Genomic DNA, 11633 nt, shown 5'->3' on the forward strand with positions numbered 1-11633 from the left:
GCGAAGAAGGCCGCCGCGCCCGTGCTGGAGGCGCTGGGCCAGCGGGACGCGGCCCTCGACGCGGGCCAACTGATGGGCGCCGTACGGGTGGTGAACGCCGCGCCGGTGATCGGCGGGCTGCCGACGTACGGTTGGTCCACCGGTATCCAGATCGGCGCGGACGGCCAAGTGGTGGCCGGCAGCGGGAAGTTGAAGGCGCCCGCGAAGGGGGCCGAGTATCCGGTGGTGGGCGCGGCCGAGGCGCTGAAGCTGCTCAACGAGGCGTCGAACGCCCCCGGCACGAGCGGGATCGGCGGCTGCGCGTCGGCGGTGCCGCACGAGGACGGGCGGGAGCCCGCGGCCCCGTGCCGGCCCGGGGACAAGGGCGCGGAGCCGGCAAAGCCCACGCCGGTGGATGTGGACAAGGCGGTCTTCGGACTCGCGGCGCGGCAGGTGGACGGGCGGGCAGCGCTCGTACCGTCGTGGTGGTTCGAGGTGGCGCCCGCCGGGGGCGGCCCGGCATCGACCGTCGCCCGGACGGCGGTGCTTGCGGAGTATCTGACGCGGGGCGGCAACGGCGGCGACGAGGCACCCCCCGCCGAGGAGCCTCGGGACGGCGAGAAGGGGTCGCCGATCGAGACGTACACCGCCGACGGCAGCACGTTGAGCGTGCGCTTCACGACCGGCGTGTGCGGCGAGTACTCCCTGCGGGCGGACGAGAGCGGGTCCTCGGTGCGGGTGGAGGTGGTCGACTCGGCCCCCAAGGGCGGGGTGTGCATCGCGATGGCCAAGAGCTTCACCGAGAAGGTGACACTGGACCGGCCGCTCGGGGACCGGAAGGTCCTGGACGCGGTCACGGGCGATGCCGTGCCCTCGCGGAAGTAGCCCGGAGGCAACGGCGCACGCGAAAGGCGGCGGCCCCCGGTCGAGGGGGCCGCCGCCTTTCACTGTCCCGTTCACGGGGCGTGCGACTCGCGGATGCCGAACCGCGACCGGCGATCAGTTGAAGGAGTCGCCGCAGGCGCAGGAACCGGAGGCGTTGGGGTTGTCGATCGTGAAGCCCTGCTTCTCGATCGTGTCGACGAAGTCGATCGAGGCGCCGCCCAGATACGGGGCGCTCATCCGGTCGGTGACGACCTTGACGCCGTCGAAGTCCTTGACGACGTCGCCGTCCAGCGAGCGCTCGTCGAAGAACAGCTGGTAACGGAGACCGGAACAGCCGCCGGGCTGGACCGCGACGCGCAGCGCGAGGTCGTCCCTGCCTTCCTGGTCGAGCAGGGCCTTGACCTTGCCCGCGGCGGCGTCGGACAGGAGGATGCCGTCGCTCACGGTGGTGGTCTCGTCCGATACGGACATCTGCTTCTCTCCCGGGGTGGGGCCTCCCCGCCGGAGGCAGGGGACGTACGGACTCATTGCCGACAGCTACAACCGTCATGGCCACGGATTCATTCCGGGCACGCCGCTCGCCTCGTCTGTCGCTCTTCTCTTCATGCTCGCACACCCGGCTCGGGAGCGGCACGGGTCACGTTCCCGGGAATGCGTCACATCGACGCTATCGACATCGTCAAAGTGACGTGAAGCGGTTATGATAGATAACGTCAATTAGACGAAAAGGCTCCTCCGCAGAGAAGAAAGGGTGCGTGACGTGACCACGGCCCAAGCCCGTCAGGATCTCGCAGTCCAGCCGACGCCCCTCGCACTGCTCCTGCTCGGCCGCGAGGCCGACACCCGCAGCGAGCGCGGCGTGGAGTGCCCCGGCGACCTGCCGTCGCCGTCCGACCCGGATCTGGTCGCACGCGCTCGCGCGGCGAAGGAGAAGCTCGGGGAGAAGGTCTTCATCCTCGGCCATCACTACCAGCGCGACGAGGTCATCCAGTTCGCCGACGTGACCGGGGACTCGTTCAAGCTCGCCAAGGACGCCGCCGCGCGCCCCGGGGCCGAGTTCATCGTCTTCTGCGGCGTGCACTTCATGGCCGAGTCGGCGGACATCCTGACGGCCGACGACCAGAAGGTCGTCCTGCCGGATCTGGCCGCGGGCTGCTCCATGGCGGACATGGCGACGGCCGAACAGGTCGCCGAGTGCTGGGACGTGCTGACCGACGCCGGCATAGCCGAGCGGGTCGTCCCCGTCTCGTACATGAACTCCTCCGCCGACATCAAGGCCTTCACCGGCGAGCACGGCGGCACCATCTGCACCTCGTCCAACGCCGAGCGCGCCCTCACCTGGGCCTTCGAGCAGGGCGAGCAGGTCCTCTTCCTGCCCGACCAGCATCTGGGGCGCAACACGGCCGTACGGGACCTGGGGCTGTCGCTGGAGGACTGTGTCCTCTACAACCCGCACAAGCCGAACGGCGGTCTGACGGCCGAGGAGCTGCGGAACGCGAAGATGATCCTGTGGCGCGGCCACTGCTCCGTGCACGGCCGCTTCTCGCTGGACTCGGTGAACGACGTCCGCGAGCGGGTCCCCGGTGTGAACGTGCTGGTCCACCCGGAGTGCAAGCACGAGGTGGTCTCCGCGGCCGACTACGTGGGCTCGACGGAGTACATCATCAAGACGCTGGAGGAGGCGCCGTCCGGCTCGAAGTGGGCGATCGGCACCGAGCTGAATCTGGTGCAGCGGCTGGCGAACCGATTCGCCGCCGACGACAAGGAGATCGTCTTCCTCGACAAGACGGTGTGCTTCTGCTCGACGATGAACCGCATCGACCTGCCGCACCTGGTGTGGACGCTCGAATCGCTCGCCGAGGGCAAGGAGATCAACCGGATCCAGGTCGAGAAGGAGACGGCGGACTTCGCCCAGCTGGCGCTGGAGCGGATGCTGGCGCTGCCGTAGAGCGTGTCCGCGGCGGTACGCCGTACGGAGCAGCGGTAAGGGGCGCCCGCCAATGGCGGGCGCCCCTTACTCATTCATGGCCCCGGTCCTCGGTCAGACGTTGACCGGCTCCGGCGACGGCGCGTCGGAGCGCGGCGGCGTACCGTCGCCGCCGTCCGTGCCGCCCGGCTTCGCCGCGCGCTTCGCCGCCTTCTTCTTGGCGCGGCGCTCCTTGCGCAGCTCGACCATCGAGTAGAGCGTCGGCACCAGCAGCAGCGTCAGCAGCGTCGACGTGAGCAGACCGCCGATCACCACCACGGCCAGCGGCTGGCCGATGAAGCCGCCCTCGCCGGTGATCCCCATCGCCATCGGCAGCAGCGCGAAGATCGTGGCCAGCGCGGTCATCAGGATCGGGCGCAGACGGTGCCTGCCGCCCTCGATGACCGCCTCGACGACGCCGAGCCCCTGCCGCCTGTACTGGTTGATCAGGTCGATCAGCACGATCGCGTTGGTCACCACGATGCCGATCAGCATCAGCATGCCGATCATCGCCGGCACACCGAGCGGCGTACCGGTGAGCAGCAGCAGACCGATGGCGCCGGTCGCCGCGAACGGGATGGAGACCAGCAGGATCAGCGGCTGGATCAGCGACTTGAACGTGCCGACCAGCAGCATGAACACGATCGCCACGGCCGCCAGCATGGCGAGCCCCAGCTGCATGAACGCCTCGTCCTGGTCCTCGGCCACGCCGCCGATGGAGGCGGTCGCCCCCTCCGGCAGGTCGAGCGCGTCGATCTTCGACTGGAGCGCGGTGCCGACCGCGCCGGTGTTGTCACCGACGGGCTTCGCGGTGATCGTGGCGGCCCTGGAGCCGTCGATCCGGGTCATGGACAGCGGACCCGGCGCGAGCTTCACGTCGGCGATCTGACCGAGCTTCACGCCGCCGAGCGGCAGCGCCTTCAGCTCGGCGATCGTCCTGGCCGGCTTCTCGGACGTGACGTACACGTCGCGCTCGGTGTCACCGAGGGTCGCCTTGCCGGACGGCGTACCCCGTACGGCCTGACCGACGGCCATGCCGAGCGTGGCGTCGTTGAACCCGGCCTCGGCCGCCTCGGGCTTCGCCTTGACCGAGATACGCGGGATGCTCTGCGCCAGGTCGCTCTGGACGTCGGTGACGTCGTCGAGACCGGCGACCTCGTCCCGTACCTGCTCGGCGGCCTTCGCCAGGGTCTCGGCGTCGGACGCCTTGACGACGACGTTCAGGTCCTGGCTGCCGAAGCCGTCGCCGGCCGTGATGGTCGTCTCACCGACGCCGTCGAGCTTGCCCAGGGCCTCGTCGATGGCGTCGCTGGTCTTCTCGTACGTCCCCGAGTCCTTCAGGGTCACCTGGTAGGACGCCTGGTTGGCACCCGTACCGCCGCCGAACGCCGCCATGAAGCCGGAGGAGCCGACGGTGACCTGGTAGTCCTTGATCTCGTCGAAGCCGTCGAGGGTCTTCTCGACCTTCTTCGCCGCCGCGTCGGCCGTCTCCAGGCTGGTGCCCGGCGCCAACTCCTGCTTGACGGTGAGGACTTCCTGCTCGCCCTGGTCGAAGAAGTTGGTCTTGAGCAGCGGTGCCATCGCGAACGTGCCGAGCAGGATGACGAAGGCCAGGACGACGCTGGTGACCCGGCGCCGGGTCGCGAAGCCCAGGACCTTGACGTACAGCCCCTGCATCCGGCTGTTGGACTCCTTCTCCTCCGCGATCCGGCGGGCCTCGGCGGGGTCCATCCCGCGTACGGCCTTGGGGGCGCGCAGGAACCAGTACGAGAGCACCGGTACGACGGTGAGCGAGACGAGCAGCGACGCCAGCAGGGCCGCCGTGATCGTCAGCGAGAACGAGCCGAACAGCTCGCCCACCATGCCGCCCACGAGGCCGATCGGCAGGAACACCGCGACCGTGGTGAGCGTGGAGGCGGTGACCGCGCCCGCGACCTCCTTGACCGCCGAGGTGATCGCGAACTCGCGCTCCTCGCCGTAGCCCAGGTGCCGTTTGATGTTCTCCAGCACCACGATCGAGTCGTCGACGACGCGGCCGATCGCGATGGTGAGCGCGCCGAGCGTCAGCATGTTGAGCGACAGGTCGCGGGTCCAGAGCACGATCAGCGCCAGGACGACGGAGAGCGGGATGGAGACCGCGGTGACCAGGGTCGAGCGGATCGAGGCCAGGAAGACCAGGATCACGAGCACGGCGAAGACCAGACCGAGCGCGCCCTCGGTCGTCAGGCCGGAGATGGACTTGGAGACGGCCGGGCCCTGGTCGCTGACCACGGTCAGTTCGGCGCCGTCGCCGAGGTCCTTACGGAGGTCCGGCAGCTTGTCCTTGACGGCGTTGGAGATGGTGACGGCGCTGCCGTCGTTGTCCATCGTGGCCATCACGGCGAGGCTGGGCTCGCCGTTCGTACGGGTCAGGGACGTCGCCTCGGACGGCTCCTGCTTGACGGTGGCGATGTCGCCCAGGCGTACGGGGCCACTGCCCTGTCCACCCTGGGGGGCGCCCGCCTGCGGACCGCCGACCCGCAGGTCCTCGATCTGCTTCAGGTCGGTGAAGCCGCCGCCGACCTGCACGGTGCGGCTCTTGCCGTCCTCGGAGAACGAACCCGCCGGAACGGTCGCGCCGCCCGCCTTCAGCGCCTCCGAGAGGGCCATGGAGTTGAGGCCCGCGGCCGCGAGCTTCTTCTCGTCGGGGGTGACGGATACCTGGAGGTCCCTGACTCCGTCGATGGAGACCTGGCCGACGCCCTCGATGTCCTCGAGAGCCGGGACGACCGTGCGCTCCAGCCGGTCGTTGAGCGCCTGCTGGTCCTCGCCCGAGGTGGCGGCGAGGACGACGGTCGGGATGTCGTCCGTCGAGCCGGCGATGACCTGCGGGTCGACGTCCTCGGGGAGCTGCGCGCGGGCCCTGTTCACGGCCTGCTGGATATCGGCGACCAGTTGCTTCGAGCCATCACCGCCGAAGTCGAAACTGGCCATGATCACGGCATTGCCTTCACTCGCCGTGGAGGTGACACCGGTGATTCCGTCGACGGCCTCGATGGAGGCCTCGATCGGTTCGACGACCTGCTTCTCGACCACATCGGGCGAAGCGCCCTGGTAGGGGGCGAGAACCGAGACCATCGGAAGTTCGATGGAGGGCAGCAGCTGCTGCTTGAGCTGGGGGATCGCGATCGCTCCGAAGACGAGCGCGATGATCGATATCAGCCCTATCAGGGCCCGTTGCGCGAGGCTGAATCTGGACAGCCAGGACATGGGGTCTCTCTTCTGTGGTGTACGCGTGCAGAAGGGCGCAGGGGCCCCTCTATACGATCTGCCATCCGAGAGGCCCTGTCGGTCGACCCCAGGTCGATTTCCTTACGGGTCGCATACCGCGCCTGGAGTACGCAGCGGTGGGGGTCTACTCCACCCTTGGACGTACCAGGCCCGATTCGTAGGCGATTACCACCAATTGAGCCCTGTCCCGTGCGCCCAGTTTCGCCATGGCCCGGTTGACATGGGTCTTGACGGTGAGCGGACTGACCACCAGACGCTCCGCTATCTCGTCGTTGGAGTGGCCGCCGGCGACGAGGACGAGGACCTCGCGCTCGCGCACCGTCAGGGCGGCGAGCCGCTTGGCGTACGCCGCCGAGTCGGGTCCCTCGCCCGCGCTGCCGCCCTGCGCCAGGAAGGTGGCGATGAGCCCTTTCGTCGCGACGGGCGACAGCAGGGCCTCACCGGCGGCGGCGATCCGGATGGCGTTGAGGAGTTCTTCGGGCTCGGCCCCCTTGCCGAGGAAGCCGGCGGCGCCGGCCCGCAGCGACTGCACCACGTACTCGTCGACCTCGAAAGTCGTCAGCATGACCACCCGCACCCCGTCCAGCTCCGGATCGGCGCTGATCATGCGAGTGGCGGCGAGCCCGTCCGTACCGGGCATCCGGATGTCCATCAGGACGACGTCGGCCTTCTCGGACCGGGCCAGTGCCACGGCCTCGGCCCCGTCGGCGGCCTCCCCGACGACCTTCATGTCGGGCTCCGAGTCCACCAGCACCCGGAACGCGCTGCGCAGCAGTGTCTGGTCGTCGGCCAGCAGCACTCTGATCGTCATGTGTCCTCCCCCGACCGCCCCGTACGGGCCTTGACCGGCAGTATCGCCTGCGTACGGAAGCCGCCTCCGTAGCGGGGGCCCGCGTTGAGGGTGCCGCCGAGGGCCGTGACGCGCTCACGCATCCCCAGGAGACCGTGGCCGCTGCCGTCGGCGGGCTCTCCGGTGCCGGTGCCGTCGTCGAGGACGGTGACCTCGACGGTCGGGCCGACCCGTACGACACTCACCTCGGCCTTCGCGCCGGGGCCCGCGTGCTTGCGCACATTGGTCAGCGCCTCCTGGATGATGCGGTACGCCGCGAGGTCGACGGCGGCGGGCAGGCGCCCGTCCGCCTCGCCGCGGGCCACTTCCACGGGGAGGCCCGCGTGCTGGAAGGTGCCGACCAGCTCGTCGAGCAGGGCGAGGCCGGGGGCCGGTTCGGTGGGGGCGGCGGGATCGCCGGACTGGCGGAGCAGGCCGACGGTGGCGCGCAGTTCGTTGAGCGCGGAGCGGCTCGCCTCGCGTACGTGAGCCAGCGCCTCCTTGGCCTGGTCGGGGCGCTTGTCCATGACGTGCGACGCGACGCCCGCCTGGACGTTGACCAGCGCGATGTGGTGCGCGACGACGTCGTGCAGGTCGCGGGCGATCCGCAGCCGCTCCTCGGCGACCCGGCGGCGCGCCTCCTCCTCACGGGTGCGTTCCGCCCGCTCGGCGCGCTCCCGGATGGCGTCGACGAAGGCCCGGCGGCTGCGTACCGCGTCACCGGCGGCGGCGGCCATACCGGTCCAGGCGAAGATGCCGAGGTTCTCCTGCGTGTACCAGGGGGTGGGGCCGGAGAGCATCGCGGCGACCGTCAGCGTGGCCATGGTGGCGAGGCCGACGCGCCAGGTGGTGGGTCGGTCGGTGCGCGAGGCGACGGTGTAGACGGCGATGACGGTGCTCATCGCGACCGGCGAGACCGCGTCGCTGGTCAGCAGCTCGGCGACGCTCACCACCCCGGTGAAGGCAAGCACGGGGAGGGGGTTGCGGCGCCGGAAGACGAGAGCGCCCGCCCCCAGGACCATCAGGACCACGCTGCGCAGCCCGGGGGCCTCCTGGCCGAACGCGGGCAACGCTTCGTGGCGGGAGCGCGGGTCGGCGAACGCGCCGGCCACCATGCACACGAGCACGGCCGCGGCCAGCCCGGCGTCGAACGCGAGTGGGTGGGCCCGCAGCCAGCTTCGTACGCGGTCGAAGCCGGTTCCGAGTGAGGTCACAACCGAACGGTACGGCGTGCGGCGGCGTACGGACCGATCCGGTCACCGGCGGTCCTCCTCCGGTGCGATCCACGAGGTGTCCGCGGGGGATCAGCACGATGCCCCGTGCGGTGAGGCACGGGGCATCGGGAGTGCCGGAGCGTGGTGCGAGGGACGGCCGGAGGGTCAGGGGGAGGGGATCAGACCGTCGTCGCTGAGCAGTGCGCGTACTTCTTCGAGCGTGGCGCCCGGGGCGGGCAGAATCAGCCCCGACGGCTCCAGGGAGTCGTCGGGCACCGCCTCGCCCAGCTCGCGCACCTTGGCGAGGAGCGCGTGGAAGGTCCGGCGGAAGCCGTCCTGGTCGTCCGCGTTGATCTCGGCGAGAAGTTCGTCGTCGAGCTTGTCCAGTTCGGCCAGGTGGCTGTCCCCGAGCTCCACCTGGCCCTCCCCCATGATCCGTACGATCATGACGTGCCCTTAGCTCTTGTCGAATTTGTTCGGCGTCTGCGAGGGCTGCGCGCCTTCCTGACGGTCGGCCGCACCACCCTCGATGGCCTGCTGCGACGACGAACCGCCGGCCAGCTCGGCCTTCATCCGCTGAAGCTCCAGCTCTACATCCGTACCACCGGAGATCCGGTCCAGCTCGGCGGCGATGTCGTCCTTCGCCAGTCCCGAGTGGTCGTCCAGGGCGCCGGAGGCCAGCAGCTCGTCGATCGCGCCGGCCCGTGCCTGGAGCTGCGCGGTCTTGTCCTCGGCACGCTGGATGGCCATGCCGACGTCGCCCATCTCCTCGGAGATGCCCGAGAAGGCCTCCCCGATCCGGGTCTGCGCCTGCGCGGCCGTGTAGGTCGCCTTGATGGTCTCCTTCTTCGTACGGAAGGCGTCGACCTTGGCCTGGAGACGTTGGGCCGCGAGAGTGAGCTTCTCCTCCTCGCCCTGCAGCGTGGTGTGCTGCGTCTCCAGATCGCTGACCTGCTGCTGGAGCGCGGCGCGGCGGGACAGCGCCTCACGCGCCAGATCCTCGCGGCCGAGCGCCAGTGCCTTGCGGCCCTGGTCCTCCAGCTTGGTGGACTGGCCCTGGAGCTGGTTCAGCTGCAGTTCCAGCCGCTTGCGCGACGTGGCCACATCGGCGACACCGCGGCGCACCTTCTGAAGCAGCTCAAGCTGCTTCTGGTACGAGTAGTCGAGGGTTTCGCGCGGATCCTCAGCCCTGTCAAGGGCCTTGTTGGCCTTCGCGCGGAAGATCATCCCCATACGTTTCATCACACCGCTCATGGGCTTCGCGCGCCCCCTTCTGACGGACTCCGGATCCAGCACTCCTACAGAACCCACAGTACGGGCCCTGTCTCTATTACCGCACTGTTCGGGAACGGATGGGCTCATCCCCAAGGACGACTGGCCCCCATGTCGCTCCGGCGCAGGGAGTAGGTGACCTTCGGGGGCAGTGGGCGCTTGGTCCCCTCTGCACCAGTACAGACGCCCGCCGTTGCCGGATCGTTCCCCTCGGGGGTGGGTCGCCCGGACATCACCCCGTACCCTTGGGCTTTGTGTTCCGTAGCCGCGCCAAGGACGAGAAGGCCACCGCCGACAAGGTGACGGCCGACCTCTCCACTCAGACCCGTGACCCGCAGGCCCCGAAGGGCCGCCCGACCCCCAAGCGCAGTGAGGCCCAGACGCAGCGTCGTCGTGCCTCGACGACGCCGACCGACCGCAAGTCGGCGATGAAGAAGCAGCGCGAGGCGCGCCGTGTCGATCTGGCCAAGCAGCGTCAAGCGCTGGCCAGTGGTGACGAGCGCTATCTGCCGGCCCGTGACAAGGGCCCGGTGCGCCGCTTCGTCCGCGACTACGTGGACGCGCGCTTCTGCATGGCCGAGTTCTTCCTGCCGCTCGCCGTGATCATCCTCGTACTGAGCATGGTCCGCGTCGGTCAGCTGCAGAACATCGCGCTGCTGCTCTGGCTCGGCATCATCGTGCTGATCGTCGTCGACTCCATCGGCATCTGGATCCGGCTGAAGAAGCAGCTCGCCCTGCGCTTCCCGGACGAGCCCAAGCGCGGCGCCGTGGCCTACGCGCTGATGCGTACGCTCCAGATGCGCCGACTGCGCCTGCCCAAGCCGCAGGTCAAGCGTGGGGACCGGCCCTGAGCACTGGGGCATCCGGCTTCACGGGGGGTTCGGCCGACTGGCTGGCCGGACTCGGCGGGCTGCGGAACATCGTCCGTCAGGAGCTGGTCTCCCGGCAGCTCGACGAGCAGCTGACCTCGCGCTATCCGGTCGGACAGCGGCTGCGGGTCCTGGACGTCGGCATGGGCCAGGGCACCCAGGCGCTCCGGCTGGCGCGCGCCGGGCACACGGTGACCGGGCTGGAGCCCGATCCCGCGATGATGGCCTTCGCGCGGGAGGCGCTCGAAGTCGAGCCCGCCGGGATCCGTGAGCGGGTCAGCCTGGTCGAGGGCGACGGGCTGCAGACCGGGGTGCACTTCCTGCCGGGCAGTTTCGACGTGGTGCTCTGCCACGGCGTGCTGATGTACGTCGAGGAGCCGGACGCCATGCTCGCGGGGCTGGCCAGGATGCTGGCGCCCGGGGGGCTGCTCTCGCTGCTCGTACGGAACGCGGACGCGCTGGCCCTGCGGCCGGGAATCGCCGGGGACTGGACGGGGGCGCTGGACGCCTTCGACTCCCCCACGTACACGAACAGGCTGGGTCTGCGGGTCCGCGCGGACCGGCTGTCCGCGCTGACGGCGACGCTCGCGGGGATCGCGGCGCCGCTGCACACCTGGTACGGGGTGCGTGTCTTCTCCGACAACATGGCCAACGACGCGGAGCTGCCCCCGCCGGCCGAACTGGAGCGGCTGCTGGCCGCTGAGGACCGGGCGGGGCGCACCGAGCCCTACCGAAGGGTCGCGGCGCTGCTGCACCTGTGCGGCGTACGCGGCTGATCGCGGCGGTCCACGGGAGCGGTCGGGCGTACGCGGGTGACCGCGCCGCGTCCGTACCGATGTGAGCACCACGGGGACGACCGAGACGGTCCGGAAGGGACGGTCCGGAAGGCGGACGGCTCTCTCCTCGGGTGCCGGAGGGGCCAGGCCCCTGCGGCACCCGAGGACAGCCGCGAACCCGTTGTCAGGTCTCGTCGGGCACGGTCTCCGGATCGGCCTGGAGGCTCATCGGTCCGTAGATCTTGCTGCCGTCGTCGAAGAGCGTCACCTGGTCGGCGCCGCCCTCCAGCAGCTCCTTCCAGGCCTCACCGACCCAGGACTCGGCGTCGCCCTGCGTGGTGAACTCCTCCGGTTCCACGGCCGGCCGGACCTCCGTCCCGTCGGCTTTCTCGAACCGCCACGTCCACGCCATGTCCGCCTCCCGGGGCCCGCCACAATGATCTGTCTGCTGCCCGCAGCGTAGCCGGGCGAGCACCCAGCGCGCCGACACGGGAGGATCAACCGCGTGGAACTGACTCTGCTCGGCACCGGAGCCCCCGACGGACTCCCCCGCCCCTGTCTCCTATACACATC

General features: G+C 70.0%; 10 protein-coding genes and 1 pseudogene. 4 read left to right on the forward strand and 7 right to left on the reverse strand.

Annotated elements, in window-relative coordinates; all coding sequences use genetic code 11:
- Positions 1-864: pseudogene (locus P3L51_RS31790) on the forward strand (hypothetical protein); the annotation flags it as partial.
- Between the two features lie 114 nt (positions 865-978).
- On the opposite strand, the gene P3L51_RS31795 reads toward P3L51_RS31790, so the two are convergent.
- Entirely contained in the window at positions 979-1335 is a 357-nt protein-coding gene (locus P3L51_RS31795) for a HesB/IscA family protein (RefSeq protein ID WP_078077727.1), read from the reverse strand.
- A 280-nt stretch (positions 1336-1615) separates the two neighbouring features.
- Between P3L51_RS31795 and nadA the strand changes: the two genes are divergently transcribed.
- Positions 1616-2812, forward strand: coding sequence for a quinolinate synthase NadA (gene nadA, locus P3L51_RS31800; RefSeq protein WP_494338552.1), 1197 nt, complete (start codon positions 1616-1618; stop codon positions 2810-2812).
- A gap of 93 nt (positions 2813-2905) precedes the next feature.
- On the opposite strand, the gene P3L51_RS31805 is transcribed toward nadA, so the two are convergent.
- The 5 genes from P3L51_RS31805 to P3L51_RS31825 form a co-directional block, all read right to left on the reverse strand.
- Positions 2906-6079 (reverse strand): efflux RND transporter permease subunit, encoded by a 3174-nt coding sequence (locus P3L51_RS31805; protein WP_354608797.1) that lies wholly within the window; start codon positions 6077-6079, stop codon positions 2906-2908.
- Between the two features lie 145 nt (positions 6080-6224).
- A complete protein-coding gene (locus P3L51_RS31810) occupies positions 6225-6911 on the reverse strand; it encodes a response regulator (protein WP_354608798.1) in 687 nt (228 codons plus the stop codon).
- Positions 6908-8143 (reverse strand): sensor histidine kinase, encoded by a 1236-nt coding sequence (locus tag P3L51_RS31815; RefSeq protein WP_354608799.1) that lies wholly within the window; start codon positions 8141-8143, stop codon positions 6908-6910. The genes P3L51_RS31810 and P3L51_RS31815 overlap by 4 nt, the downstream gene beginning before the upstream one ends.
- Positions 8144-8308: 165 nt before the next feature.
- Complete coding sequence (gene pspAA / locus P3L51_RS31820; protein WP_354608800.1) at positions 8309-8590, reverse strand: PspA-associated protein PspAA; 282 nt, start codon at positions 8588-8590, stop codon at positions 8309-8311.
- 9 nt (positions 8591-8599) lie between these two features.
- Positions 8600-9397, reverse strand: a complete 798-nt coding sequence (locus P3L51_RS31825) for a PspA/IM30 family protein (RefSeq protein ID WP_354608801.1) — start codon at positions 9395-9397, stop codon at positions 8600-8602.
- Between the two features lie 272 nt (positions 9398-9669).
- Here P3L51_RS31825 and P3L51_RS31830 point away from each other — a divergent pair, with 272 nt between their 5' ends.
- Positions 9670-10266: a DUF3043 domain-containing protein gene (locus tag P3L51_RS31830; RefSeq protein ID WP_354608802.1), complete on the forward strand. Its 597-nt coding sequence runs from the start codon at positions 9670-9672 to the stop codon at positions 10264-10266.
- A gap of 41 nt (positions 10267-10307) precedes the next feature.
- On the forward strand, positions 10308-11060 hold the full coding sequence (locus P3L51_RS31835) for a methyltransferase domain-containing protein (protein WP_354608804.1): 753 nt from the start codon (positions 10308-10310) through the stop codon (positions 11058-11060).
- Positions 11061-11244: 184 nt separating this feature from the next.
- Here the strand turns inward: P3L51_RS31835 and P3L51_RS31840 are convergent, their stop codons facing one another.
- On the reverse strand, positions 11245-11472 hold the full coding sequence (locus P3L51_RS31840; RefSeq protein WP_354608803.1) for a hypothetical protein: 228 nt from the start codon (positions 11470-11472) through the stop codon (positions 11245-11247).
- Positions 11473-11633 lie beyond the last annotated feature (161 nt).

This window comes from Streptomyces panacea, assembly GCF_040560175.1.
Lineage (GTDB): Bacteria > Actinomycetota > Actinomycetes > Streptomycetales > Streptomycetaceae > Streptomyces > Streptomyces panacea.